Consider the following 25,963-nt stretch of genomic DNA (forward strand, 5'->3'; position numbering starts at 1 on the left):
TCCAACGCAAACGGTAATAATTGATATCAAACAATGGTTTACTCTACTTCTTCCTTTCTACTAAAAAATTAGTTTGACAGCAGCGCCGAATATCATCGATGCTGTTTGCCATCCGGTCTGCACCGGATCACATAATCTTTGGGAGGAGACAGATGCGGAGACATCTACTTTCCGCCGTGGCGGCAGCGGCCGTCATTGCGGGGCATGGTCCTGCTTGGGCCGACGAAGCCGCAGCACAACGTTGGATCGACGACGAATTCCAGCCATCGACCTTGTCGAAGGACGAACAGTTGTCCGAAATGAAGTGGTTCATCGATGCTGCACAACCGTACTCGGGAATGGAAATCAATGTCCTGTCCGAGGGTATCCCGACACATTCCTATGAATCCGAGGTTCTGACCAAGGCGTTCGAGGAAATAACCGGGATCAAGGTCAATCACCAAATTCTCGGCGAAGGCGAAGTGGTTCAGGCCGTACAGACTCAGCTACAAACCGGACGGAATCTGTATGATGGCTATGTCAACGACAGCGACCTGATCGGGACACATTCGCGCCTGCAGTTGGCCTATCCGCTAACCGATATGATGGAAGGTGATTGGGCGGCGACAACCTCGCCAACGCTGGATCTGGATGACTTCATGGGCATTCAGTTCACCACCGGCCCTGATGGCAAGCTGTATCAATTGCCTGACCAGCAGTTTGCGAACCTATATTGGTTCCGCAAGGACTGGTTCGATGACGAAGCCAACAAGGCCGCGTTCAAAGAGAAATACGGCTATGACCTAGGCGTTCCGGTCAATTGGTCGGCCTACGAAGACATCGCCGAGTTCTTCACCAATGACGTGAAAGAAGTCGATGGCACCACGATCTATGGCCACATGGATTATGGTAAGCGCGCGCCTGACCTCGGGTGGCGCATGACTGACGCCTGGCTGTCGATGGCCGGTGCCGGTGACGTGGGTGAACCGAACGGCGTTCCCGTCGACGAATGGGGCATCCGCATGGAAGCGGGCACCTGTAACCCTGTTGGCGCGTCCGTTTCGCGTGGTGGTGCTGCGAACGGCCCGGCTGCGGTCTATGCGATCCGCAAGTGGGATGAATGGCTACGAGCGTATGCGCCTCCAGGAGCGGCGTCTTACGACTTCTACCAGTCGCTGCCGGCGCTCAGCCAGGGCAACGTGGCTCAGCAGATCTTCTGGTACACCGCCTTCACCGCGGACATGGTGAAGCCGAAGTCCGAGGGCAACAACACCGTGGATGACGAAGGCACGCCGCTGTGGCGGATGGCGCCCAGTCCGCACGGCCCCTATTGGGAAGAAGGCCAGAAGGTTGGTTATCAGGACGTGGGGTCGTGGACCTTCCTGAAGTCGACGCCTGCGGATCGTGCTCAGGCGGCTTGGCTCTATGCCCAATTCGTGACGTCCAAGACTGTCGACGTGAAGAAATCCCATGTGGGCCTAACCTTCATCCGCGACAGCTCGGTCAACCACGAGTCGTTCACCGAGCGCGCACCCAAGCTGGGTGGTCTGGTCGAGTTCTACCGCTCACCCGACCGTGTGGCATGGTCACCGACCGGCATCAACGTGCCGGACTATCCGAAGCTGGCCCAGATCTGGTGGCAGCAGATCGGTGACGTGAACTCGGGCGCCTTCACCCCGCAAGAGGCGATGGACCGTCTGGCAGAAGAGATGGACATCACTATGGCCCGGATGCAGGCCGCTGACGAAAGCGCCGGTGTCTACGGTGGCTGTGGCCCGCGTCTGAACGAGCCGCAGGATGCCGCCTTCTGGTTGGAAAAGCCGGGCTCGCCCAAGGCCAAGCTTGAGAACGAAAAGCCGCAGGGCCAGACCGTCAACTATGACGAACTGGTTCAGCGCTGGCAGTCTCAGTAAGCAAGCGAAACCGGGGGTGCCGTGTGCGGCATCCCCACCCCAAGGCCAGTGCGACGCACTGAAGGACCGGAACCCACGGACATGATCGAACTTAAAGACGCAACCAAACGGGTTGGCAATGTCATCCATATCAAGCCTACGAACCTGACGCTCAAGACTGGCCATTTCAACGTGTTGCTGGGCGCGACGGGGTCGGGCAAAACCTCGCTGATCAAGATGATGGCCGGGCTGGACCCGATCGCCTCGGGCAAAGTTCTGATGGACGGGCAGGACGTCACCAAGCTGAACACGCAAAAGCGGCAGATCAGTTTGGTACACCAGTTCTTCGTGAACTACCCGCATATGACCGTTTTCGACAACATCGCCTCGCCCTTACGCGTGGCGGGGATGGCAAAATCCGAAATCGAAGGCCGCGTCGAAGAGGCCGCCGACTTGCTGCAGTTGCGCCCAATGCTACAGCGCCGTCCGCATGAGTTGTCAGGTGGCCAGCAGCAGCGTACCGCGCTGGCCCGCGCGATTGCAAAGGAAAGCCGCGCAGTGTTTCTTGACGAACCACTGGCCAACCTCGATTACAAGCTGCGTGAAGAACTGCGTGAACAACTGCCCGACCTGTTCGCCGGGCGCGGGGCCGTGGTCGTCTATGCCACGTCGGAACCGGAAGAGGCGTTGATGCTTGGCGGCTACACCGCTTTGATGGAGGACGGGCGCGTCACCCAATTTGGCCCCACCTCAGATATCTATCGCAACCCCGAGAACATCTCTGCAGCTCGTGTGTTCTCTGACCCGCCCATCAATGTGGCGCGCATCACTGTGTCTGAAGCGCAGGCGCAATTGGTCGGCGGTGGTGGCTGGAAAGTCACCGATATAGCCGATGGTGACTACTTGGTCGCCGTGCGTCCGCACCGGGTGACCCCGTTCCGCTCTTCCGACGCCGACGTGGAGCTGACCGGGCGTGTCATCGTGACCGAGCTTTCGGGCTCGGATTCCAGCGCGCACTTCCAGCATGGGGATGAGGCGTGGGTGTCCCTGGCCTCGGGTGTCCATCCCTATCAGGTGGGCGAAGACCACAGCTTCTACATGAACCCGGCCCATTGCCGGTATTTCGGCCAAGACGGCAAAAGGATAGCCTGACATGGCACAAATCAAGCTTGCAAACCTGCGACACAGCTATTTCCCCAATCCCAAGGGGCCACATGATTACGCCCTGAAGGAAATCGACGTCACCTGGCGCGATGGCGGCGCCTATGCGCTGCTGGGGCCATCAGGATGCGGCAAGTCAACGCTGCTGAACATCATCTCGGGGTTGCTGACGCCTTCCGAGGGACAGATTCTGTTCGATGGTCAGAACGTTACTGCCTTGCCCCCAGATCAACGCAACATTGCGCAGGTGTTCCAGTTCCCGGTGATCTACGACACGATGACTGTGGGCGAAAATCTGGCCTTCCCGTTGAAGAACCGGGGGGTTGACCCGGCAACGATCAAACGTCGCGTCGATGAGATTGCAGAAATGCTGGACGTTACGGATATGTTGAATACCCGGGCCTCAGGTCTGAGCCCGGACAACAAACAGAAAATCTCGATGGGTCGTGGGTTGGTGCGCGACGACGTGAACGCGGTGATGTTCGATGAGCCGCTGACTGTTATCGACCCACATCTGAAATGGAAACTGCGGTCCAAGCTGAAAGAGCTGCACCAGCGCGTCAAAGCCACGATGATCTACGTCACGCACGACCAGACCGAGGCGCTGACCTTCGCGGACGAAGTAGTCGTGATGCAGGAAGGCGAAGTCGTGCAGATCGGCACCCCTGTGGAACTGTTCGAACGCCCTCAGCACACATTTGTCGGCCATTTCATCGGCTCACCCGGCATGAATGTGCTGCCGTGCGAAGCAAAGGGCGATCGGGCCCTATTCGAAGGCCATGAAGTGATGCTGGAAGGCCAGACCCACGGTGACGGAGGCCGCACCGATCTGGGTATCCGGCCTGAATATATAAGCTTTGGCGAAACCGGCATCCCTGCCCATGTCACCAAGGTCGCAGATATCGGGCGACACTATGTGGTCAGTGCCATGGTCGGTGATACGCCGGTGAAAGCCGTAGCAGAACACAATGCGCCCAACCCTGGCTCACATGTGTACCTGCAATTCAAACCCGAACAATCTCGCGTCTACCGCGACGGCTGGATCGCAACCGAGGAGCGGACGCAATGAGAACGGAAAACCAAAAAGCATGGTTCTTTGTCCTGCCGGTGCTGGCGCTGGTCGCGTTTAATGCGCTGGTGCCGATGATGACGGTGGTCAACTATTCGGTGCAGGAGACCTTCGGTAACAACCAGTTCTTCTGGGAAGGACTGGGCTGGTTCGAACAGATCCTGCGTTCCGACCGGTTTCAGGCAGCTCTGGGACGGCAGTTCCTGTTCACCTTTCTGATCCTGCTGATCGAGGTGCCGCTTGGTATCATCGTGGCGCTTTCCATGCCGCGCAAAGGGTTCTGGGTGCCGGTCTGTCTGGTCCTGATGGCCCTGCCGATGCTGATCCCGTGGAATGTGGTCGGCTCGATGTGGAATATCTTTACTCTGCCCAAGATCGGCCTGCTGGGCTACTTCCTGAATGACGTCCTGGGCATCAACTATGACATGACACAACAGCCACTGTCGGCCTGGATCACCGTGATCGTCATGGATGTCTGGCACTGGACGTCGCTGGTTGTGCTGCTGTGTTATGCGGGCCTCGTGTCGATCCCGGATGCCTATTATCAGGCCGCTAAGATCGACGGTGCCAGCCCGTGGTCAGTGTTTCGCTATATCCAGCTGCCCAAGATGAAGACTGTCCTAACCATCGCCGTTCTGCTGCGCTTTATGGACAGTTTCAACATCTATACCGAGCCTTTCGTTCTGACCGGCGGTGGCCCCGGCAATTCAACCACCTTGCTGTCGATCGACCTTGTAAAGATCGCGCTGGGACAGTTCGACCTTGGCCCTGCGGCCGCGATGAGCCTGATCTACTTCGCCATCACGCTGCTGGTCAGCTGGGTCTTCTACACTCTGATGACAAAGGATGACGCGCAATGAAGAAGAGGTCCATTATCCCGATCCTCTATATCGCGTTCCTGATGCTGCCAATCTATTGGCTGGTGGCGATGTCCTTCAAGACCACGAACGAGATCCTGTCGGGCTTTTCCCTGTTCCCTCAGACCTTCACGCTGGAGAACTACGTCACCATCTTCACCGATCCGACGTGGTATTGGGGCTATATCAACTCGATAATCTACGTGACGATCAACACGGTGCTGTCGGTCTGTGTAGCGCTGCCAGCGGCCTATGCGTTCTCGCGCTATCGGTTTCTGGGCGACAAGCAGTTATTCTTCTGGCTGCTGACCAACCGGATGGCGCCAGCGGCGGTGTTCGCGCTGCCCTTCTTCCAGCTCTATTCGTCAATCCACCTGTTCGACACCTATCTGGCCGTGGCGCTCGCGCACACGCTGTTCAACGTGCCGCTGGCGGTCTGGATTCTCGAAGGCTTCATGCGCGGCATCCCGAAAGAATTGGATGAGACAGCCTATGTCGACGGCTATTCTTTCCCGCGCTTCTTCGTGACGATCTTCCTGCCCAACATCAAAGCGGGTGTCGGCGTCGCGGCCTTCTTCTGCTTCATGTTTTCATGGGTCGAGATGTTGCTGGCCAAGACCCTCACCGCGGTCGAGGCCAAGCCCATCGCCGCCGTGATGACCCGCACCGCCTCCAGCGCGGGGTATGAGTTGGGTCTGCTGGCTGCAGCCGGAACACTGACCATTATCCCTGGTGCCATTGTCATCTGGTTTGTCCGCAACTACATCGCGCGCGGTTTCGCGATGGGCCGTGTGTGAGGTTCGATATGCGTAGACTTCTTCTCACCCTCCCCTTCCTGCCTTCGATGGCATTCGCCCAGCAAGCCGGATGGGGCAATGTTGGCCAGCAAGAGGAAAAGGGATTCTCGTGGATCGCCCCTCTTTGGCCTGATTTCTGGATGGCCTGGACCCCGGCGACGTTGGCGGTATTCGTGGGTATCTTCGCGGCCATCGCACTAATTGGACTAATGGAAGGGTTCAAGTTCCGCGACGGCCTTGAACGTCGCGGTGTACTTGGTCTGACAACCACGTTGGGCGATCGGTTGTTCATAACACTGCTCGGCTCGACCTATATCTTCCTGGCCTGGCTTGGGCTGGTAGGCCAACCTGTATGGACGCCTCTTTTCCTGTCCATCGGTTGGGGCGTCTTCGTCTTCTGGAAAGTTTAAGCTTTGAGAAACAGCGAAAGGATGCTTGTCTGTCAGGCATACTAAGAAATGGCGACTCCGAGATCGATGCGAAAAAAAAAGACAACAAATCTACTGACCGAAGTGGAGCTTGAGTTTATGAATGAGCTCTGGGCGCTGGGTCAGGGTTCGGTCCGTGATGTCCTTGATCGCCTGCCTTCTGATCGTAATTTGGCCTATACATCCGGCGCGACTATTCTGCGTATCCTTGATGAAAAAGGGTTCGTCGAAAGCGAGAAGAACGGCAAGTCGCTGATCTACAGACCCCTGCTGGAAAAGGACAGGTACCAGTCGCGGTCGCTGCAGAATCTTTCTCGGACCCTGTTTGACGACACACCCGCAACGCTGGTTGCAAGGCTGGTCGACGATGAGGGGCTGACAGAAGATGATTTGGAGGAAATTCGAGCACTGGTAGAGAGGAGACTGCAAAATGACAGCGGTTAAACCGGTTCTCGATACGTTTCTTGATCTGAATGTCGTGCTTGGATTGTCGGCCTTTATCTGGTTGGCAGTGCGCGCGGCGCTGGATAGGACATCGATGCGATATGGATTTGTGGCTCAGCTTCGCTTGCTCAAGGCACTTTGTATCTGCGTTCTTGTCAGCCCCATTTTGGCTACAGGGGTCTCGAGCCTTGCAGGACTGGTCTGGCCGGGGCAACCTGTTGCACTGGGGGATATTGCCGTGGCCGCTTATCTGCGCGGCGACATTGCCATGCCAGCAGCACAGTTTGAAACCCTACTTAACACGCGCGAGCGGTGGCTGGACCACGTACTGGCAGGCGCAAGCATGGCCGCAAACTGCGCCTTGATCGCATTCGCTCTTATTGCAGCGGTGCTGACAGTTCGTGTGATGCGCGATGCATGGGCCATCCGCAGCGCGATCACGACCAGTTTTCTTTGGCGGCAATCCGCCAAGGTGGACATTCGCCTGTCAGATCGGATTACCGTACCGTTCGCTGTGCGTGGCCTTCGCCGCCGGCACGTCGTGCTGCCCAGTCATCTGTTGAACACACCAAATGAGTTGCGATTTGCCCTGGCGCACGAGTTTCAGCACATCCGAGCCAATGACGTGGAATGGGAGCTTGGGTTCGAGCTTTTGCGACCTTTGCTGTTCTGGAACCCGGCCTATCTGGTGCTCAAACACCAATTCGACCGGCTACGCGAATTGGCCTGTGACCAATCCGTCGTGTCTCGTAAGGGAATAGATTCAAAGGAGTATACGACCTGTTTGCTGGAATTCTGCGCGCGATCGATTACGTTGAACAATCCACGTGTTCTTAATGTGGCACTGGTTTACGGAACAAAGGCAAAGCACGTACTGCGGCAGCGCGTGTTAGCGTTGACCGAAGCGCCGATGGCAGACACCCGACTGCCTGCGGTATTTCTTGGACTGATACTTTCATTTGCATTAGTTCTCGCCATCGGATCAGCATCAGTTCGCCAAACACAGGACTGGAGCCACGATCGGCTGATGCTGTCTACAGTCATCAATCTGGAACGGCTGGAGGCTCGCAATCGAGGGAACTGACGGGTTAACAATGTGCCGTCTCAGATCAGGCATGCAGTCGTGTCTGACGTCGGCGCCAATGGATTAGTTTAGGTGGATTTGATAAGGGAGATGCGGTCATCGGGCCGGTTCACCAAAATTGTGGTAGTGATTTGAAGCTCAAAGGAGATGACCGAGACTTATTTCGTGGGTCTTGATGTTTCAGTCAAGAGCGCGGCAATGTGCATGATCGCAGGTAACCCGGTCCTGGTGGCGGCAATCTTCCCGCTCCCGTCAGCGCGTGATGCGATGGCAGAAGAATTTGCTGAATTGGACAAGCAGGTTCGAGATCAGTCTCGCAAAGATAATGTCTGTCGTCGCCTTATGACAACTCCCGGTGTCGGCGCCATAGTTGCAATGAGCTTCCGTGTTGCCATTGAGGGACCCAAACGTTTCCGTTCATCTAAGTCGGTGGGAGCCTGCTTTGGCATGACGCCATGGCGAAACCAATCCAGACAAACGGATCGAGTCACATCAAATACCAAGCCCGGCGATGCCAGTGTGGGATAGACGCTTTACGAAGCAGCGCATGTGATGCTTGTGAGAACCACCTGATGGACTCCGTTGAAGGCATGGCCGATGCGTGTTGCCGCCCGATGTGGTGCAAAGCGCGCCAAAATTGCCCTCGCGAGGAAGGCGCCCCTGAAAGGACGCAGCGCGGGAAATGCCGACAGAAACCCTGATAAAAATATATGCCGCAAGGGAAATAGGCTTTCCCCGTCAGAGCCAACCGCAGCATTTGAGTGCACCACGCAGATCACGGACAGAAGCAAGCACTTTCAGGCGCAATGTCCTTGCAATACCGCGCCCGATTACAGAAGGGTTTCGGACTCACCATAACCGCCAAGGAGTAGCGAGGATAAAGAAACCCGGAACCAAGCATAGCCACGGTGAGAAGGTGGTAAAGGACACTCGCGGTGTGACCCGATAGAATTTTTCGGCAGAAGAGCAAATCAGGATCGTGCTGGACGGCCTGAATGGTGAGGACAGCATTGCGGAGCTGCACCGCTGTGAAGGCACTGCCCAGAGCCTAGTCAGGTTTTTCAAGCGCAGCGAAAGTCCGCTGTGTTGCCACAATTATTTTTTGAAGTTTGACAGACGGGTTCAATAGCAAACAGCAGCAAGCCCTCTTTCCCATCACCGTCCTTTCGTGGGCCAGCGGGATTGGGACAAGCCAAACTCCCCTAGCCGTCAGGGTGAGGGCCCGGCCCTCCCCCTCGGGCAACCCTCTTAGACAGGGCCGTGTCCTCGGCTGTGCCTGCGGGCCGCACCACCCCTTTCGAATAGCGTTGTCTCGCCCCCTCCCGCGTTCGCCACGTGGCAGATTAGCAGGAACAGGCAGCTTCGCTGTCTGGCCTGCAAATCAGCTCTAATTTTCCGAAAGGGAAGTCAGATCAAACCAAACTGTTTGCGGGAGTCTGAGATGGGGGTGGCGTGAAAGTTGATGACGCAAAGATCAAACTCAACTGATGTCCAACTTTTGGGGGCGCCTTCTAATGTCGAACGTTCACCCCGTTTCTGGTCCAACTGTGACGGTTGGGTCAGGTTCGTGTGACGTTCAACAGGAATGTAGGGCGACACATAGTTTTGCCATTCGGCGACCAGTAAGCCATTGATTTTGAGTGATTCGACTTTTGATAGGCACACTGGTTTTGCCTTTTGCGACTCAAAGGTTTTCCATCACATCAAAGTAGCCCAATATTCCAGGCCGCACGGGCTTTAGGCAGTCAGCCAACTATACCAAGACCGATTAGACCGATTTCAAAACGGTTCTGGTATTCGATGTCGGCCACCGGGGCGTTTCCAAGACGCTGAGCCTGAAGCACACACGGTCAATGCACGCACAACGATCAGCCGGCCTTAGAAGTTGCCGTTTGAAGCCACCAACAGGATTAAGTTGTACAACGTTAAATCCGACTCGGCTCGTTTAAGCAGTTCGTTCTTCTTATATAGCCAATCTAGGTCCACTAGTTTATCCACACCCATCGCGACGAATTGCTTCCGTCAGCGATATTGGGTTTGTTTAGAAACGCCGAATTACCTGATTACATCAAAGCGGGGCATCCCCGCCCTGTCGACACCTCGAACGGTCGCTGTTTCGAGACAGTCTCTCCCGGCTTTGATTGTTCGACTACCTTCTTCGGTCCCAAGTTTCGTAAACACCAAGATAGGTTCGCTCACCTTTTAAGTGCCCTTACGCAACTTCGAATTGAATTGAAACAGTCAACCCAGGTGAATTGTTTATGGCAGTTAAGAGCGACGAATGGTGGTCTGCAATAGCTTTCACTAGCGCCAACCCCAAACCATTCCCAACACTGTTACGTTCACTTTCCAGTTTATAGAAAGGAACAAAAAGCTTACCTAGTGTGTTTTCTGGAACGCCAGGGCCATTGTCGACTACCGAAAGCGTAACGATGCTTTCTTCTTGTTCAACGATCAGCAGAACCTTGGAATGCTCTGGACAATGATCAATTGAGTTCTGCAAAAGGTTTGCACAGAGCTGTTTTAGCATACCCTCATCGCCTTCGATTAGTGTGCGCCCTGATTGGTTCTCCACAAAACTAAGGCTTTGTGCCTTCAATTCCGCTAGCGGGATCATGTTCTCAACAGCTTCTCGACCCAGTCTATTCAAATCCAGATAGCTGAACGCTTTTGAACTGTTGCCTTCTTCGATGCGATTGATCCGCAAAACTGTTTCAAAGGTCCATTTGAGCCGATCAAGTTCAGATTGAATTTGGTCAATAGCTTCGACAGATTTACCCTCCGATTGCAGTGAATCCCTCGCTTGCTGAAGTGTGATGTAAGCATGGGTGAGCGGGTTCTTCAGATCATGCGCAATGGCCGCAGCGGCTGATCGTGTTGTTGACATCAAAGCAGTCAGGTTGTCGAGATGGCTGTTCATTAGCCTTGAAACCCGGTCTATCTGATCATTGTTCTTGCCGACCGGAAGCCTCGCTTTGACTTCCCCTCTTGAGACTTTGTTGAGCGTCTTCGCCATTTGATCAAGTTTGCGATATGTTCTTATGCTGGTGATGTAGCCAACCAATAGCGTGCAAAGCGTTGCTCCTAATCCGATTGCAACCAAAGACCAAGCCAACGATCGAAGTGTGCTTGTTACAAATGCAAGATCGCGACCAACCACGATTACGAAGCCACGGTAGGTTTGCACATTTACACGATGGATACGCTTTTCACCGCCTAGGTTAATGCCATCATCTTCGATTTCCCCCCAGCCTCGAAAGGATGGGTACTCGTCGATGTTTCCAGCCAGACGCTTCCCTTGACTATCGAACAGACCAATCAAACTCGTGTCGAACGGCAACCAGAGTGTCGCGTCATCAATCGCTTGCACCACGTCGGAATCGTTGTCGTTATCGTCCAGAATTTCTTGTATGAAACGCATTTCATCGATTAGCAACGAGTCCATTTCACGCTGCAAGTCGCCACGAATTCTTTCAAATGTCAAAAATGCCAATGCTGCAACCGAAAGAAGTATGACAACCGCAGCATACAACGCGGTAGTAAAGGCTGCTCCAGATACAATGTTTGAGCGTTTCATTCTTCTTTAGTCCGGTTTTTGTGTCGTCACCATGTTGTTCGGCTAACGACGAACCTGTTCTGGCGGATCGAGTATGTGATCTGAGGGTTTTAGCTGCATTTTCATTCGAAAAATGGGGAATTTGGCCGAATGTGTTGCAACACTGGCGATGCGGACCCAGCGAAGCTCAGTAGAGTCAACGCTTTGACGTCCATGCAAGCTGCACTTGATTGAGCACATCGAGCCATTTTTGACAGCCAACGCACAAGGAGTTCACGGCCGGTATTAGGAAGCAACAGAAAGCAGGTTTAGTTGAACTTACAACGCGCCCTTCCGAGGGGGAGGAAGGGCGCGCTGCTTTGACTGAGGGAAGCTTGCTTACGAGTGAGTGGTCCGTGTCTTCACGGCACCGGTAATACCCTCAAGAAGGGGTACGAGTGCTTCCTCAGTCGAGTATTCGGCTTCAGTTCCGAACCTGACAGCACCTTCTGCAACGTGATCTTGCCAGCGGGTTTTCACCATCCTTACGTTTTTGAAAGGTTATTGCGATCTACCCGATGAACACCGAGTGATTTGTGTTGATCATCCACTCTTTGTGCAATGTCCGTGATCTTCGATTGGTGTGGCACCATGAGTGGACAACTCATAGGTCATGGTTGGAAAATGGAGCACCAACGTCCAGACTTCGTCGGGCTTGATGTGGATGAATGTTATGCCGTCCAGACCGTGTGCGACAGAGGCCATGCCTTCTGTATCCTGCACTATTAGTCGCGCTTCTGAGAGGTCGGCATCCTGAAAAACCTGGATTACTTCTCCGTTTGTTTCTGACCTGCATTGGAATACTGTCTCGCCCGCAGTCGCCGCACTCGCAGGCAGGAGTGCCACTAGGAATATTGCATTTTTCATCATTGTGTTTCCGATCAAAGAGGTTGAACTTTCAGGTTTGAGTGGTCTAGGTGATGGTTAGAATTCTGAGCTGCACAAATCATCAGCTTGTGTTCGGGCCGCAATCGGCGGCTTCCCAAAGCTCACACATACCCGCAGGCCCGGTTTGTTGTTTTCTGCGGTGATAAGTGCGCCGTGCCGCATTGCGATGGCCTTAACAAGCGATAGGCCGAGCCCATTTCCAGTGTCGTTTTTTGTGTGGTCAACTCGGAAAAACGCGTCAAAAATCTTGCTGATTTGTGGATCCGGAACCCCCGGTCCATTGTCTTCAACAATCAGCTGTATCGCTTCAGTCGTGGCCGTTAGGGAAATCCTGATCCAACATCCAGAAGGGCAAAACCGGAGTGAATTGTTCACAAGATTGACGAGCAGCCGTTTCAGCATGTCTTCGTCGCCTCGTATCAAAATCGTGTCGGCGTTGTAGTCAGCAGTGATGTGTTTACCTGCTTCCGCCGCAACCGGATGAAACGCCTCTGCCACATTCTCAACGAGTGCACTCAAATTGACGGTTTGGAAGCTTACTTCATGCCCGCCAGCCTCGATTTGAGATACTGTGAGTACTGTGTCGAAGACAGTTCTGATGCGCCTAAGATTTTTCTCTAGATCGTCGAGGCCTTGTCGTGGGTCACCACCATGCTCAACTTCGCAATATACCTTTTGTAAAGCCATGAACCCGTTCAACAAAGGGCTCCTCAAATCGCTGGCAATTGTGACCGCAGTGGATTGAGCACAGTTGAGTGAGCTCGAAATCCAGTCGAGACGTCGGTTGATCATATGGCAAATTCGATCGCTTAGGTCGCTTGTATCTGACACGGGAAGACGAAGGCTGATATCTTCTTGAAAGGCCTGGTCGAGGGTTCGCTCAATCCTTTGAAGTTTTCGATGGTCTTGAGCGCTGAAGTAATAGCCAAGACCCAGGACAGCGGCAGTTGTCGAAAGCGTCAGCAGCAACAACCCTTCCCAAAGGGTTTTCAAAGCCTGATTAGGTGGTGTCAGGCTGCGAGCGACCACTGTGCGATACCCAAGATACTCTGATACATGGAGAAGATAGACGGGCGCGGTCCCACCGATCTGCAAAAAATCCGGATCGACTTCGTGCCAACCTATCGTATCGGGCGTTTTCGCAACTGATCCAGCAAGTAATGAACCGTTCTGGTCGAACAGCGCGACTACGTGAAGCCCAGTTCGAATGGGACTATTCAAATGTTCAATTGCTCGCTGAACTGGTTCTGAGCCGCCGTCCAGTAAAATCTCATGAAGCAGGAGCTCTTCATCGAGGATTTGTTGCTGGAGATCACTGCGAAGCCTGTCTGCAAGCGCTAAGTAGACAGCAGAGCCAAACACTGTAGTTATGATCCAGACTATCAATGCCGCGAAACAAGCCGATCGGAACGGAGCACCTGAGAGAATGCTAGAGCGGCCCATGAATGCTGTATCCAACGTTTCGAGACGTGTGCAAAAGTGGCGTCTCGAAGGGTTTGTCGATCTTCGACCTAAGGCGACTTATATACGTTTCAATCACGGTCGAATTTGGATCAAAGTTGTAGTCCCAGACTTGCTCCAAAAGCATGTTGCGTGTCACGATCCGACCGGCATTCCGCATCAAAACTTCCAACAGCGCAAATTCACGGGGCAATAAGTCTATTGTAACGTCTTGCCTTTTCACCACCCTGCTGAGCAGATCCATCGAAAGATCGTGGACTTGAAGCCCAGTTGAGGCAATGCCGGTCGGCTGTCGTCTGATAATGCTGTTTAGGCGCGCCAGAAGTTCTGAAAAATGAAAAGGCTTAACCAGGTAGTCATCCGCACCTTCGGTCAAACCCTCAACTCTGTCCTGAACGTCGCCTATTGATGTGAGGAACAAAACTGGGGTCTGTTTCTTCGCGGCCCTCAAGGCCTTGAGAACAGAGAGACCATCCATTCCGGGCAACATACGGTCTAAGACTATGGCGTCACATTCGTTGTACAAACAATATGAGAGAGCATCTCGACCATCATCATACCACTCCACACTGAAACCGTTCGATCTCAGCCCGGAATTGACAAATTCGGCGGTCTTTTTGTCGTCTTCTGCGACGAGTACTTTCATTTTAAGACCTCCGACATTACCGTTGGATCCGTTTATCGCAGTTACCAATGCGGGGTTAAGTGAACTCAGCCATAACGGGATGGCTAAGTCCATTTGGCATTTCGTTGCAGGCTAGAGGCTGAGCGTTTCTTCAACAGCTTTTACTTGCAATCGGGCGAGCCCCAGATTGGCGGTCTTCTTATCCAACGCGACATACACAAAAATGTTTGGGTTTTTGTCTAGTGGACGAACCAGATGAAACTGTTTGCCAAGCGTGATCAGAATGTCTTCGATGGTATCGTTAAGTTTCAAAGCTTCAATTGCCTGAAGTTTGGCACGGACGACTTCAACATTCGCTGCCCCGGCGGTATCAAGATCAAACTTGGAACCGCCTTCTGTGCCTAAAGTAAGGCCTGTATCGCTGTCGACGAGGCACGCCCCCAGAAGACCTTTGATTTCACTTAGTTTAGAAATGTCCAACGACATGTTTGGCTCCTTTTTGGCCTTAGAATTGTTGATCTGACCCGCACCGCGCATTTGATTGATTGGACGAGTCCTATTGTTTGCAGGTGGGATGGTAATGACGAGTTTTTGAACCAAGCCAAACCTTTCGCCAAATCTGGCCAGCACAGAGGTGGCATCACCTTTGTGTCTCGACATTTGCTATCCAATTCTCGCTGTGATCGTGGAAGTAGAATGTCGAACTGGGTGCCTGTTTCTTCGAACTGCTTGGGCGTGAAGAAACAGCTGATCAACCAATCTGTCATCCAAACAAGGAAGATCGCCTGTCCCTTGACGGGGAAGACACTTGGGTTCTGATGTCACTTTCAAAACTACTGCGCTAGGGTCTCGGGAGTTATTGTGCCCTCTGTGCAAAAAACTCAGTGCGACAACGCAGGCAAGGGCCAAATATTGGGCAGTGTTGGTTGTAAAAGCCAGTACACTTTCCGAACCAAGAAGGAATGCGGGCCACAAATGACCGAGCTCAAAAAGAACGCCAGCCAAAACGGATAAAACAGAACTCAGCATCAGACCTTCGCCTCGTTACCAAACGACTAAGTGGTCCGTAGAGTATTCAGAGTTTTAACCGACCTTTCATAAAGCTTAAACATTTGTAAGAATTTATTTTTTACGTTGACGAAAAATGGAAGCTTCGGAGCAAATGGTTGATCAACTGACCGTGCGAGCATTCAGACGTCGGCTGTGGCTTAACGTTGAATCTCTTGGTATGCCTTCTAACGGTGAGAGCAAGCAAGTTGTTGTTATATTAAAGAAAGTCGCCAGACTTCCTGACGAGTTATGCGATGGTACAACCAACTAAGAAGCTGTCACGAACTGGTCAAGCTCCATAAAAACAATTGACAAGCCTCTAGGTTTTTTCGGGTAGAAGCACTTAATACGAAAGTATTAAATACTCTCAGTCGGGAAGCGAACTGACTGAAGGTCTGTTGCAAGCTGACATTAAGTAAACATATCGGACCCGATAACTCACGCGGCTGCAAAGTATAGTTAATTTATCATCTGATAAATTTAGCCAGCGAAAACGCTAATTTAAATTCCACGCCAAACAATCTGCAAAGCACTCCATAGCGTCACCAAAATTCATCTGACGTTCATCAGCAGAATATCAGCGCTTCATCCGAGCGCGCTATCTTGTCCTACTGAGATAGAAATACTTGAATCTCAAGGAACAAACGTCGGTTAAAGGGATATCTTTGTTGTTAGATCGACGCGAGGCGACAAAGTGCAGAATAAGGACATCCGGCCATACGTTCTATTCGTTCATTTTCGCTCTTATCTTGATGATCGGGATTGGTCTATCGGGCAAAGCCACTGCACAGACAGCGAGCTTTCGCTCTGTCGATACAAACTCTGACGGCGTTCTTAGTTTCAATGAACTTGTGGCTGCATTCGGAGAAGCAGGTGCGCGCAGATTGATTGAGGATATCGACCAAAATGGTGACGGCCGCATTACGATCAGGGAATTACGGCAAAGCTCGGACAGGAAGAATGATGATCGAGACGAGCGTGAAGATCGGGGAAATCGGAACGGAGGAGAGCGAGATGACGGCAATGCCGGCTCTGGCAGAAAGGGTGGCGGTGACGACCGTGATGATGACGGTGGAGATGATAGCGGGGACGACAATGGGGATGATGACGGCGATGACGACTGATCGCCGGCCACCCGACGTTGGGTGTTTAGCTCAATCCGTCTTTCTCTGCCAACCCGGGATTTTGGGGCCGCTACGAATCTAAGCCCGCGCCCAATTCCCCCGCTCAAACATCGCGTTCATCTGCTGTTCATTCAATCGCACCACGTCCCTTCATGCACCTTTGCAACCTTTCTCACACGGTGCTGACAAGATGAAACCATGGACACGTCAGCCACGGAGCAAAACATGAAACAGTTTCCCCCAATCCCCCTCAGCGCTTGTGAAATCGCAAAATGGGCATTCACAACCCGCCGCGTTGATCGGTCGGATGTTCACGGGCTCAGCACTGAGATGAGCAACGCAAAAGCAGGTGATCTGATCCTCTGCGAGATCGTCGAGATCGGGCACCACAAGAAAATACAGCTAGCCGAACGGCGTGTTTCGACCAGCTATCCAGGCGATTTTGTTGTTTTGTGCCTGGGTGATCGCTATGCGCCAGACCAGTTTCTTGCCAGTGCCGTTGTCGACGATGATCTCATCGATCTGGTTGCGGGCGGCGGCGTAGCGGGCCGGGTGGATGCCGCGCATATCCGTATGGAGGACCCCACACGGCTGAAAACCCTAGGCCTTCTCACCGACGCTAAAAATCGGGTGATCAATATCGCGGACTATGCTCTGCCCCAATTGCCGGCCAATAACCAAGTGACTGTTATCGGCGTTTTTGGGGCATCGATGAATTCCGGCAAGACAACTGCTGCGTCAAGCCTGGGGCATGGCTTGACGCGTGCGGGGTATTCTGCGTCGGGTGTCAAAGCCACAGGCACCGGGGCCTTTGGCGATTTCAACAATTTTGAGGATGCAGGCGCGCCCGCGCTTGATTTTACGGATGTCGGGATGGCATCAACCTATCGGATGCCTCTGGAGAAGATCGAAACCGGCTTTGACACTCTGGTCGCGACAGCCGCATCGCGAGGGGCCGAGGTGGTGGTTGTAGAAATCGCAGATGGCGTATTCCAACAGGAAACCCGCGCAATACTCCGATCCTCACGCATTCGGGATCGTCTGGATGGCATCCTGTTTGCAGCACCAGATGCGCTGAGCGCATTAGGCGGCGTCACCGTGCTTAAACGGGTTGGGCTAAGCCCATTTGCGATTTCTGGGAAGGTAAGTTGCTCACCCCTCGCCTCGGCCGAAGCGCTTGAAGCCACCGGGTGCCCGATCCTGTCGCGTGAAGACCTTTGGTCGCCTGCAATGATCGCCCAACATGTTGCCCCCCTGATGCGGCATGAACCAGAGAACGTGGCCGCATGACCCCCCTCCCCAGGTTGGCCACACGGGATCGCATCATCGATGCGGTCCTCGTGGTATCAAGCAGTGTCTTTCAAGCGGTTGCACTAGCCTTTGCTGCTTTCGCGACACGGGACGCGTTTGGGGCGATACACGCGGGACATGCGCTTGCCATAGAGACCGTATTGCAATTGGCCGGTTCCGGTGTAGGCACTGCCGCCTGTCTGTTCCTGTGCCGATATCGTGCGGAAGCGCTCGGCCAAAGCTATGCGATCTCATTGCGGCGTGCGCTCTATCAGCAGATCGCAAAACTTCCCAAATCGCGCCATGAGAGACGCCGAGTCGGCGCGCTGTCCTTAAGGTTTGTTGGTGATTTGTCAGCAGCCCGCATTTGGTTTGGACGCGGTTTACCAAGCGTCTGTTCTGCGGCAGTAATAATCCCAGGCGCCGCAGCCATTCTATTTTATCTAAATCCCGTACTTGCGGTCAGTGGAATGGCAGCACTTGGTCTGACTCTGCTGCTAGCAGCGGCAATGGCCTGGCATCTTGAGCATAGGCACCGAAGACTGCGCCGGCGCCGGGCCAGCATTGCGATCTCCATGATCGAGCGGATTGCGATTGCCCCTGAACTCGACCTAATGGGCAGGACAGACCGCGAATTACAGAAGCTAGACACGCAAGGTGCAACGCTGCGCCATGATGCGCTGGCACGCCGTGGCCGCGTGGTTGGCCTTCAGGCGATCCTGCGATTGGGTGTAGCATTCGTGAGTCTCTTGATGCTTTGGCAAGCTGGCCAAACAGGCATCGCCCCTGCGACCGTTGCGGCCTGCCTTGCTGTGATGGCATTGATCGCGCTTCCGTTACAAAATCTCGCGAGTGCTTGGGATCTTCACTGTGCCTGGCGCGTTGCGCGCGAGAAAGCTCAACGGCTTCTTTCGGAGCCAACGGTCAATCGAAACGTCGCACAACAAACCGATGCCATAGTCATTAACGTCACCGGAAAACTTGACGAAGCACCTTTCACATTTGTTGCCAAACCGAACAGGACCTCAGAGTTGACGGGACCGTACGCCAGTAAGCTCGCGCGATGTATCGCGGGCTTTGACACTTATGACGGCATTGAAGTGCGCTATGGTGAGCATCAAATTCCACCAAAACTCGCGTTCATCGGAGACGCCCATATCGGGCTTCAGGGCAGTTTGCGCCGATCCGCAACCTTGATGTGCCGGAAACGGCCCAGCGACCGCAGGATCGCGAAAGTGCTGAGGCAATTAGGTCTATCCGACTTGCTCATGGCCCCCGAAGGTCTTGACCAACGTATCGCTGAAAACGGCCACGGGCTGTCATCTGATCAAACTTTGCGGCTAGATCTTGCGCGCGCTGTACTGTGCGAGGCCGAAGTTGTTGTAATCTCCTCAATCAGGTGGGCTGCCTGCCGACATCAACAAGCTGAACTGCTCGCGGCGTTTCAAGAGCTTTCGTCGGCAACGATAATATTGGCCGATGATCACGTCACCTCTAATCTGAATGAGAATTCAAAGGTCATTTGATATGCGCTCATCCACCCTGTTTGGAGTATACGCCGCTGTTCTCGTCGGGTTTCTGTGCGGGCTTGCGGGATTGACCCTCTACAGTCTGGAAAAAACCCGTTGGTGGGACGCCCGGATATTGCTGGCCCAAGAATCTTATGGGCTCCATCTCCGGCTTGAGGCAGACCTTTACCGCCTGTTCAAACAACATGGCGACGCGCTTCTGATCGGGGATCGGGATGACGGTGCCCGGGAAGCAGAGCTGCAAGTTAAAATCGCGAAAACTCTTGAAGACATTCGAAATGTCATCGCGCGCGAAATCCAAATGGTTGGCGACGAGGAAATCGAAGAGCTGGAACTGCTCGATCAGATTGAGGACGACATTGAATCCGTGAATGCAGCCATTGCCAGCCTCACAGCAGAAGGCAGCCCGGTTGAAACCTTTGTTCGCATCGAACGTCTGGCAGCCCTTCTGGACGGAGACATCGATGACGAACTTGACCGAAAAATCAAATCCGCGCTTGATGAAGAGATCGAGGAAGTCGAAGACGTTCTGACAGAGGCCACGGTTTTCAGGGAATGGAACAAACGATTGGTCTACATGATTGTGGCAGCTGCCATTGGAGTGCTTCTGGTGGCCCTCGTGTCATTCAATCGTCAGATCAGGAAGCCTTTGATCCGACTTGCCGAAGGTATCGGCCATCTGCGCAGGGCCGACTACTCTGAGCCTGTGAGGCTTGGTGGCAGTCGCGAGTTCAGGGAACTCGGTACCGTTCTGAATAGCATGGCCGAAGGTTTGGCCGCACGTGAAGCCGGCCGCGCGGAACAAAAAAGACAACTTGAACAAACCGTCGCGGCAAGAACGTCCGAGCTCCAGCAACTCATCGACAAACTTGAGACCGGGGAAGAAAACCGCAAACAGCTGATGGCCGACATAAGCCACGAATTGCGCACGCCACTGGCGATCATACTTGGCGAGGCCGATGTCACATTAAGGACATCTGACAAGCTGTCCGAAGAAGTCTCAGATTCCCTGGCCCGTATCCGGGATTCTGCCAAGCACACCAATCAGATCGTCGACGATATGTTGACGGTGGCAAGGTTCGAGGCGGGTCAGCTTCGGCTTGATCGCAGGAAGACCGACTTGCGAAAGATATTGCACGATGCCATCGCCATGTTCCCTGAGCCGGTTCAGGTTGAAACGCCCAAGGACAAAGTTGTCGCTTCGGTCGACGAAGTTCGCCTGCGCCAGTCCCTTTTGGCATTGCTGCAAAACGCCCGGCGCTATGGCGGTCCTACGATCGAGGCCAAGCTGGAAGAGGGCCTCGCCTCATGCTCAATTACAATCGAAGACAACGGGCCCGGTTTAAGCGCTGCAGAAAAGTCCCAGGCGTTCAACCGCTTCTATAGGGGTTCGAACGCCTCGGGTCAGGGAATCGAGGGCAGCGGTCTTGGCCTTCCAGTCGTCAAATCAATTGTCGAGGCCCATGGTGGAACCGTTGACCTTCAGGACCGTCGAAAGGGTGGTTTGAAAATTGTCTTAACACTGCCCAAAGGGCCACGGATGAAAGTTGTGCAATCAGATACGTGGCGAGAGATGGGCTGATGTTTTTTTGTATATCTGAATTTCTGTTTCCAGAACCGAAGCGGCCATACTCCTTTTGGCATTGTGATGGATTGAAGCACCGAGCGAATTGAGGCTGACATGAATATTCTACTTGTGGAAGACGAGGTACGCGTTGCCGATTTCATCCGTCGTGGTTTGTCCGCAGAAGGCTGGACCGTCGATCATGCCTCAAGCGGGGAAGAAGCTCTAGAGCACGTGACCACAGGCGAATACGATGTCATCCTTTTGGATCTGATGCTGCCGGGAATTCAAGGGCAGGATGTCTGCCGCAAGTTGCGCGCCCGTAAATCCAAAATCCCCATCCTGATGCTAACCGCATTGGACAGCCCCGAAGAACGGGTCGAAGGATTGAAAATTGGCGCTGACGACTATCTTCCGAAACCGTTTGACTTCGACGAACTCATCGCGCGCATTGAAGCCCTGCACCGGCGCGCCAACAATTATGCCAGCGATCTCGGAGACACCGTCATCAAATGCGGAACCCTGAGCTTTGACAGACGCTCCCTTCACGTGACCGTGGCTGGCAAGGAGGTTCAGTTATCTAAAAAAGAACGCGATCTTCTTCTACTATTTCTAACAAATGTGGGTCGGGTTCTGTCCCGAGAGCGCATCCTAAACTCCGTATGGGGCATGAACGAAGATCCATTAACCAACGTCGTCGATGTTTACGTTGGTCGCCTACGGCGCAAAATTGGAAGCGAGGGTCAGCGGATCGTTACGCTTAGAAATGTTGGGTATAGGATGAGTTGACCAGCACACTGAGAACTTAGTCTGTAGGTTAGTTGGCCGCGACAAGTTCAGTATTCTAGAAGATGGTCACGTTTGTTCATAGCCGACATTCCCGGCATTCAGACAGGTTAAGACATTGCCCTCCCACGATTGGACCCACCGCCGCCTCGCCAGAAGAAAGCGCGACATGTGGCGAGTCAGACTACTTTCGTTGGCGCTGCTTAATACTTTCTTGCCCTCCCCAAAGGCTGCCGTGACAGCTCTGTTCAGCATCAGTACCTGATGCAGCGTTTATTGACCGATCTCACCATCTTCCGCCAGCAGACCGTTCATTTGGATGACATACGTGATGGCATAGAGAATTTTGTGAAGCGATCTTTGGTTGAGTGGTCAGCTAATCATCGCGCCCAACGTCCATTGCTTCAATTCACCTGCAAGCGGCCATTGATCCTTCATGCAAAGAAGGTTGGAAAAGGGCTAGAACGGCCCATCATGCTCTGGACAAGTATGCCGTTCGAATAGCAGCTTTCATTGCGTCCTGCGGCCCATGCCCTTTCGGTCTGCCTGAAGTCATCACAAGTTTGGAGGCAGGTGTGCTACCAAATCCCAATGTCTCGTTGACCACGGATAGCCCGATGTGAAGCGACGACCGGCCCAACAATCCAACCGCGATCCCTGCCTCTACCGCTGCAATCACGCCAGAAACGCTTTGGCTCGAATAGACGATACGGTATGGCTTTCTGCGGGCTTGTAACGAACTGATTGCAGCGTCGCGCCACCAACACGCTTCATCGAAAAGGGCCACTGGTAGGACTTCATCGGCTGAAAAATCCCGATGTGCCGAAGACACCCAACAAGTCGGGTCTTCATAAAGGAGTTCCTCAAAACCAGATGGAGTTTCAACCTCGTAAACCGCAAGGTCCAACAGCTCTTTGTCGAGCGCATCAGGAAAATGTGCGCTCAAGGCGCAGGTGACCTCCAGTTCGACTTTAGGATGATGACTGGTAAACGCCGCAATAATCGTCGCGAGTTTGGCGCGCCCGTGATCGTCGGGTATGCCCAAGCGTAGTTTTCCGCTCACAGAATTGTGTGAAATCTCCCGCTGTACCGCGTCGAGGCGGGCCGTCACGTCTTTCGCAACGAACAGCAACGTCTGCCCCGCATCGCTCAACACAACCCCGCGACCATGCCGATCAAAAACAGGGCGGCCCAGAATGGATTCCAGGCGTTTGATCTGAAGGCTCGTTGCAGATTGGGACCGGTGGATACGAGCTGCACCATCCGTGACACTGCCAGCCTCAGCCACGGCGACGAAGGTTCGCAAAAGATCGCTATCCAGATTCTCCATCTGTTTTTCCAATATCTGAAATTGAAACTATTCGTTTCAAAGATGGCTCGTGCCACTCTAATTTTCAAGTTCAAAGGAGTAGGTAATGTCCGATCAAACCGCTGCCCATCGACCATCTACCCGGAAAAATCTGATGTGGGGCGTTTCTCTGGTGCTGTTGTCGGGTGTCTGTCTTGTTTGGCCGGAACACGCGGCAAACGCTGTAAAGTTTGTCGTCTTGGGCTTGATTGTCGTCGCCCCAATCGTCATTCCGGGTATCATCCTTGCGGCCTGGATCATTGCCAGCAGCGCGGACACTCATATTGCTGCTGCCTTTGAGGGCAGGACATTTCGATCGGTGTTGGCCGCGTCGCTGATCGGAGCTGTTACGCCCGTCTGCGGTGTTACAGTGTTGCCGTTAATGGCTGGGTTGCTGGCTGCAGGTGTACCGCTTGCACCGATCATGGCATTCTGGCTGTCCTCTCCGATAACGGACCCGGCGATGCTCGCGACCACCGCCGCAACATTGGGTCTGAGCTTTGCGATTGGCAAAACTCTTGCAGCTTTCGGATTGGGTGTATTCGGGGGGGCGATTACCGGGCTATTTTCCAGGGCGCCTTGGGCAATGAATGCGCTTCGCGATAATGATCTCGCTCGCCAACTAAGTGCTGCGCGATGCGGCGAAGGTCAGCCCTTTGATCCTTGGGTATGGAGGTCCGAGGCGAGACGACGTTCCTTTGGCAAACAGTTCTCGGCAACCAGTCGGCTTATCCTAATTTGCCTGATACCGGCGTTTGCAGCCGAGTACGCCCTGAACACGGCACTGACGCCCGGATCGCTAGCAGTATATGTCGGGGAAGACAAATGGTGGGCCATACCCGCCGCTGTCTTCATTGGTGCCCCAGCCTATATCGACGGGTACGCGGCACTCCCACTGACGCGAGGGCTGATCGACAACGGCATGTCCGAAGGCGCAGCGATGGCTTTCCTTGTATCGGGTGGCGTAGTCAGCATCTGGGGTGCAATGGCCATCGCACCGGTGCTCAAACTGAAGCCATTCATGTTATATCTGTTGCTTGCTGTCTTCGGGTCGATTGGAGCCGGGTATGCCTTTGAGTGGATCGTCTAAGAGCCAACGCCAATTAAATGCACGCGGTCAAAGAATGGCTATTCTGCCCGCCAACACGGAAATCTCAAAACTCGAGTTGAACGTCCGGGGTAGGTCGTCCTTAACATAATCAAACGCCTCTATCAGAAGGTAACTGCCTGCCCCCAATGGTCGCGAGAGTCGCAAAACCGCCCAATCCAGCATTTTGAAAAAACGCCCACAACCTCAAACCCTACCGCCAAAATGGTATTAGGGTCATCACGTACAACGCACCGTGGCTCCGGGTTACTGGCCTCAGAAATCCTTCCGACGGAAACCACCCATGATAGCACCACCCATCAGGCATGTTAGGTTTCGCCAGGATGGCTCAACCGCATAATTGGCCATTTCCGTAGCCAGCGTGTCAAAGGCGCCCTTGTTGGTTTTTATCATGTGACCAGGCGACATGAAGCCAGCAGTCAAGATCGATTTCTCGACATTCTCGAAGCACATGGCGTTGCCGAAATTGCTGACTCCCGAGACGAACTCCTTGCCTTCTTCGTTGCCGCCCCATGTCAACCAGGGTGAAAGGAAGATGAATGGTGGCATGGCGTTTACGGCAATTGCGCCGTATTCCATATCAGTTATCGCTCGGTCCAGAGCAGCCTGATGCGTTTTCTTGGTGTCCTCGTCGATCAGGATTGCGCTGCCCAACGTGCCAAGCAGCTTTTCATTGCAGAAGGCAACTGCAGCGGGCAGGAATTCGGTAGCGTTGGCAGGCACGTCCAACGGCACCTCACCTGTGATCTGGCAGAAAGCCTCGTTGCGTGTGCCATAACTGTCCACTTCGATCCCGGTGATCAGCAGGTTTTCAGCCGCCTTGAACAGACCGCCCTCCGGTGACAGCCGCTCAGCTTGCGGATAGGCGTTGAGGAACCCGTCTTTCACCTCGCCAGCCCCCGGATAATAGGTGCCCTCGGCGGGCGTGTCTTCGACGATCGCCTTGCGAATGGCATCCAGGAACTGATCCCGCTGGGCCCAGTGTTTCGAGGTTACCAATGTTTGAACCCGACCGCAGACAGCTCCACCGTTGAGCTTGTTAATCGTGACTATCTGGTGTGCTTGATGAGCGATTTCCTTATCGGTCCAAGGGCGGTCGCCCGGCACGATGATCACCGGGTTGTTGCCTCCGCATTCGGAGATCAATTCGGCCTGGGTGGCACTTTGAATTGCTTTGGCGGTACCCGCACCGCCCGTGAAGTAGATCTTGTCGATCCTGGTATCAGTCGTCAGCACACGGCCTTGGTCGTGATCAGCGAAAGCCAGGGCTTGATGATCGATCAGCGGGGCCATGACCTTTTCCCAAACCTTATCGCTATCGGCATTCAGGTGGTGTGGTTTGTGCACCACGACCTTGTTGTCGAAGAAGATTGCCTTGAGCATCTCCAAAGACGACGAATAGTTCCCTGCGCCCAATACGGCGGTGATCCCGGCAGATTTGTCCATCGGATTCACTTGCTTCGGTTCGCCCTTGACCCGAATGAAATCCTTCCGGTCGCCGTTCATCAGCTTGTCCTTGGTGTCGATTGGGAAGACCGCAATGTCATAGCGATCATTACCAACTTTGGTGATGCTGATCGGTTCCGGCATCTTTCCATGCACGATGCCTTCATAAACGTCGATTGCAGCAGAAACGGTATTGGCCATCGGAACAATCGTGGCGATCATTGATAACGGGTCAGTATAAATCTCTTCACCCATCTGATCATTCTTCATGGCCGTGTCCGAGGCAGCGAGTTCACCGCCAAATTTCTTTAGGTTTTCGCGTACAGCTTCCAGTAGGGCTAACCTCTCGGCGGGAGAGGTGTCGGCCCATTTCTGCGGGTTCAAGTGAGTAATGGCGTTGTTGGTTTTCATCTGATTGTCCTTAAGTGTTCGGTCGGA

22 protein-coding genes and 1 pseudogene are annotated in these 25,963 nt (G+C 53.7%); 16 read left to right on the forward strand and 7 right to left on the reverse strand.

The window, feature by feature from the left end; all coding sequences use genetic code 11:
- The first annotated feature begins 152 nt into the window (after positions 1-152).
- The 10 genes and pseudogenes from ACR0NE_RS17155 to ACR0NE_RS17200 form a co-directional block, all read left to right on the forward strand.
- Positions 153-1,892, forward strand: coding sequence for an ABC transporter substrate-binding protein (locus ACR0NE_RS17155; protein WP_170424638.1), 1,740 nt, complete (start codon positions 153-155; stop codon positions 1,890-1,892).
- A gap of 81 nt (positions 1,893-1,973) precedes the next feature.
- Positions 1,974-3,023, forward strand: coding sequence for an ABC transporter ATP-binding protein (locus tag ACR0NE_RS17160; RefSeq protein ID WP_170597695.1), 1,050 nt, complete (start codon positions 1,974-1,976; stop codon positions 3,021-3,023).
- A 1-nt stretch (position 3,024) separates the two neighbouring features.
- Positions 3,025-4,101, forward strand: a complete 1,077-nt coding sequence (locus ACR0NE_RS17165; protein WP_170597697.1) for an ABC transporter ATP-binding protein — start codon at positions 3,025-3,027, stop codon at positions 4,099-4,101.
- The gene (locus ACR0NE_RS17170) at positions 4,098-4,961 is read left to right on the forward strand and encodes a carbohydrate ABC transporter permease (RefSeq protein ID WP_170392846.1); all 864 of its coding nucleotides are present in this window, start codon (positions 4,098-4,100) and stop codon (positions 4,959-4,961) included. Before ACR0NE_RS17165 ends, ACR0NE_RS17170 begins: the two co-directional genes overlap by 4 nt.
- On the forward strand, positions 4,958-5,755 hold the full coding sequence (locus ACR0NE_RS17175) for a carbohydrate ABC transporter permease (RefSeq protein ID WP_170597699.1): 798 nt from the start codon (positions 4,958-4,960) through the stop codon (positions 5,753-5,755). Before ACR0NE_RS17170 ends, ACR0NE_RS17175 begins: the two co-directional genes overlap by 4 nt.
- Positions 5,756-5,763: 8 nt before the next feature.
- Positions 5,764-6,165 carry a DUF2160 domain-containing protein gene (locus ACR0NE_RS17180; protein ID WP_170597701.1) on the forward strand — a complete coding sequence of 134 codons (402 nt, stop codon included), beginning with the start codon at positions 5,764-5,766 and terminating at the stop codon, positions 6,163-6,165.
- Positions 6,166-6,231: 66 nt separating this feature from the next.
- Positions 6,232-6,627 (forward strand): BlaI/MecI/CopY family transcriptional regulator, encoded by a 396-nt coding sequence (locus ACR0NE_RS17185; protein ID WP_170567382.1) that lies wholly within the window; start codon positions 6,232-6,234, stop codon positions 6,625-6,627.
- Positions 6,614-7,711 carry a M56 family metallopeptidase gene (locus tag ACR0NE_RS17190; RefSeq protein ID WP_170567383.1) on the forward strand — a complete coding sequence of 366 codons (1,098 nt, stop codon included), beginning with the start codon at positions 6,614-6,616 and terminating at the stop codon, positions 7,709-7,711. The genes ACR0NE_RS17185 and ACR0NE_RS17190 overlap by 14 nt, the downstream gene beginning before the upstream one ends.
- 147 nt (positions 7,712-7,858) lie before the next feature.
- Positions 7,859-8,239, forward strand: coding sequence for a transposase (locus ACR0NE_RS17195; protein ID WP_170597703.1), 381 nt, complete (start codon positions 7,859-7,861; stop codon positions 8,237-8,239).
- Between the two features lie 349 nt (positions 8,240-8,588).
- Positions 8,589-8,762: pseudogene (locus ACR0NE_RS17200) on the forward strand (IS3 family transposase); the annotation flags it as partial.
- A gap of 1,161 nt (positions 8,763-9,923) precedes the next feature.
- Here ACR0NE_RS17200 and ACR0NE_RS17205 read toward each other — a convergent pair.
- From ACR0NE_RS17205 to ACR0NE_RS17225, 5 genes are all read right to left on the reverse strand, one after another.
- Entirely contained in the window at positions 9,924-11,288 is a 1,365-nt protein-coding gene (locus ACR0NE_RS17205) for a sensor histidine kinase (RefSeq protein ID WP_170516074.1), read from the reverse strand.
- Positions 11,289-11,849: 561 nt separating this feature from the next.
- A complete protein-coding gene (locus ACR0NE_RS17210; RefSeq protein WP_170516072.1) occupies positions 11,850-12,011 on the reverse strand; it encodes a hypothetical protein in 162 nt (53 codons plus the stop codon).
- A gap of 219 nt (positions 12,012-12,230) precedes the next feature.
- The gene (locus tag ACR0NE_RS17215; protein WP_170597705.1) at positions 12,231-13,637 is read right to left on the reverse strand and encodes a sensor histidine kinase; all 1,407 of its coding nucleotides are present in this window, start codon (positions 13,635-13,637) and stop codon (positions 12,231-12,233) included.
- Positions 13,624-14,301, reverse strand: a complete 678-nt coding sequence (locus tag ACR0NE_RS17220; protein ID WP_170597707.1) for a response regulator transcription factor — start codon at positions 14,299-14,301, stop codon at positions 13,624-13,626. The genes ACR0NE_RS17215 and ACR0NE_RS17220 overlap by 14 nt, the downstream gene beginning before the upstream one ends.
- Before the next feature lie 111 nt (positions 14,302-14,412).
- Positions 14,413-14,940: a roadblock/LC7 domain-containing protein gene (locus ACR0NE_RS17225; protein ID WP_480439453.1), complete on the reverse strand. Its 528-nt coding sequence runs from the start codon at positions 14,938-14,940 to the stop codon at positions 14,413-14,415.
- A gap of 1,142 nt (positions 14,941-16,082) precedes the next feature.
- Between ACR0NE_RS17225 and ACR0NE_RS17230 the strand changes: the two genes are divergently transcribed.
- The 5 genes from ACR0NE_RS17230 (at position 16,083) to ACR0NE_RS17250 (ending at position 21,626) form a co-directional block, all read left to right on the forward strand.
- A complete protein-coding gene (locus ACR0NE_RS17230) occupies positions 16,083-16,454 on the forward strand; it encodes an EF-hand domain-containing protein (RefSeq protein WP_170597709.1) in 372 nt (123 codons plus the stop codon).
- A gap of 225 nt (positions 16,455-16,679) precedes the next feature.
- A complete protein-coding gene (locus ACR0NE_RS17235) occupies positions 16,680-17,744 on the forward strand; it encodes a DUF1611 domain-containing protein (RefSeq protein ID WP_170597711.1) in 1,065 nt (354 codons plus the stop codon).
- Entirely contained in the window at positions 17,741-19,270 is a 1,530-nt protein-coding gene (locus ACR0NE_RS17240; RefSeq protein ID WP_170597713.1) for an ABC transporter ATP-binding protein, read from the forward strand. Before ACR0NE_RS17235 ends, ACR0NE_RS17240 begins: the two co-directional genes overlap by 4 nt.
- A 1-nt stretch (position 19,271) precedes the next feature.
- Positions 19,272-20,855, forward strand: a complete 1,584-nt coding sequence (locus ACR0NE_RS17245; protein ID WP_170597715.1) for a sensor histidine kinase — start codon at positions 19,272-19,274, stop codon at positions 20,853-20,855.
- A 99-nt stretch (positions 20,856-20,954) separates the two neighbouring features.
- Positions 20,955-21,626: a response regulator transcription factor gene (locus ACR0NE_RS17250; RefSeq protein ID WP_170516058.1), complete on the forward strand. Its 672-nt coding sequence runs from the start codon at positions 20,955-20,957 to the stop codon at positions 21,624-21,626.
- Between the two features lie 469 nt (positions 21,627-22,095).
- On the opposite strand, the gene ACR0NE_RS17255 is transcribed toward ACR0NE_RS17250, so the two are convergent.
- Positions 22,096-22,953, reverse strand: coding sequence for a LysR family transcriptional regulator (locus ACR0NE_RS17255; protein ID WP_170597717.1), 858 nt, complete (start codon positions 22,951-22,953; stop codon positions 22,096-22,098).
- A gap of 85 nt (positions 22,954-23,038) precedes the next feature.
- Here ACR0NE_RS17255 and ACR0NE_RS17260 point away from each other — a divergent pair, with 85 nt between their 5' ends.
- Positions 23,039-24,061 (forward strand): permease, encoded by a 1,023-nt coding sequence (locus tag ACR0NE_RS17260; RefSeq protein ID WP_170597719.1) that lies wholly within the window; start codon positions 23,039-23,041, stop codon positions 24,059-24,061.
- A 273-nt stretch (positions 24,062-24,334) separates the two neighbouring features.
- On the opposite strand, the gene ACR0NE_RS17265 is transcribed toward ACR0NE_RS17260, so the two are convergent.
- Positions 24,335-25,936, reverse strand: coding sequence for an aldehyde dehydrogenase family protein (locus tag ACR0NE_RS17265; protein WP_170597720.1), 1,602 nt, complete (start codon positions 25,934-25,936; stop codon positions 24,335-24,337).
- Positions 25,937-25,963: the final 27 nt, after the last annotated feature.

The sequence above is a fragment of the Ruegeria sp. C9 genome (assembly GCF_056537585.1).

Coding starts and splice junctions, on each gene's coding strand:
- ACR0NE_RS17255 (WP_170597717.1), bottom strand. CDS start 22,953: ATGGAGAATCTGGATAGCGATCTTTTGCGAACCTTCGTCGCCGTGGCT.
- ACR0NE_RS17260 (WP_170597719.1), top strand. CDS start 23,039: ATGTCCGATCAAACCGCTGCCCATCGACCATCTACCCGGAAAAATCTG.
- ACR0NE_RS17195 (WP_170597703.1), top strand. CDS start 7,859: ATGACCGAGACTTATTTCGTGGGTCTTGATGTTTCAGTCAAGAGCGCG.
- ACR0NE_RS17205 (WP_170516074.1), bottom strand. CDS start 11,288: ATGAAACGCTCAAACATTGTATCTGGAGCAGCCTTTACTACCGCGTTG.
- ACR0NE_RS17160 (WP_170597695.1), top strand. CDS start 1,974: ATGATCGAACTTAAAGACGCAACCAAACGGGTTGGCAATGTCATCCAT.
- ACR0NE_RS17250 (WP_170516058.1), top strand. CDS start 20,955: ATGAATATTCTACTTGTGGAAGACGAGGTACGCGTTGCCGATTTCATC.
- ACR0NE_RS17155 (WP_170424638.1), top strand. CDS start 153: ATGCGGAGACATCTACTTTCCGCCGTGGCGGCAGCGGCCGTCATTGCG.
- ACR0NE_RS17190 (WP_170567383.1), top strand. CDS start 6,614: ATGACAGCGGTTAAACCGGTTCTCGATACGTTTCTTGATCTGAATGTC.
- ACR0NE_RS17220 (WP_170597707.1), bottom strand. CDS start 14,301: ATGAAAGTACTCGTCGCAGAAGACGACAAAAAGACCGCCGAATTTGTC.
- ACR0NE_RS17180 (WP_170597701.1), top strand. CDS start 5,764: ATGCGTAGACTTCTTCTCACCCTCCCCTTCCTGCCTTCGATGGCATTC.
- ACR0NE_RS17210 (WP_170516072.1), bottom strand. CDS start 12,011: ATGGCCTCTGTCGCACACGGTCTGGACGGCATAACATTCATCCACATC.
- ACR0NE_RS17170 (WP_170392846.1), top strand. CDS start 4,098: ATGAGAACGGAAAACCAAAAAGCATGGTTCTTTGTCCTGCCGGTGCTG.
- ACR0NE_RS17165 (WP_170597697.1), top strand. CDS start 3,025: ATGGCACAAATCAAGCTTGCAAACCTGCGACACAGCTATTTCCCCAAT.
- ACR0NE_RS17225 (WP_480439453.1), bottom strand. CDS start 14,940: ATGTCGAGACACAAAGGTGATGCCACCTCTGTGCTGGCCAGATTTGGC.
- ACR0NE_RS17265 (WP_170597720.1), bottom strand. CDS start 25,936: ATGAAAACCAACAACGCCATTACTCACTTGAACCCGCAGAAATGGGCC.
- ACR0NE_RS17185 (WP_170567382.1), top strand. CDS start 6,232: ATGCGAAAAAAAAAGACAACAAATCTACTGACCGAAGTGGAGCTTGAG.
- ACR0NE_RS17175 (WP_170597699.1), top strand. CDS start 4,958: ATGAAGAAGAGGTCCATTATCCCGATCCTCTATATCGCGTTCCTGATG.
- ACR0NE_RS17215 (WP_170597705.1), bottom strand. CDS start 13,637: ATGGGCCGCTCTAGCATTCTCTCAGGTGCTCCGTTCCGATCGGCTTGT.
- ACR0NE_RS17240 (WP_170597713.1), top strand. CDS start 17,741: ATGACCCCCCTCCCCAGGTTGGCCACACGGGATCGCATCATCGATGCG.
- ACR0NE_RS17230 (WP_170597709.1), top strand. CDS start 16,083: ATGATCGGGATTGGTCTATCGGGCAAAGCCACTGCACAGACAGCGAGC.
- ACR0NE_RS17235 (WP_170597711.1), top strand. CDS start 16,680: ATGAAACAGTTTCCCCCAATCCCCCTCAGCGCTTGTGAAATCGCAAAA.
- ACR0NE_RS17245 (WP_170597715.1), top strand. CDS start 19,272: ATGCGCTCATCCACCCTGTTTGGAGTATACGCCGCTGTTCTCGTCGGG.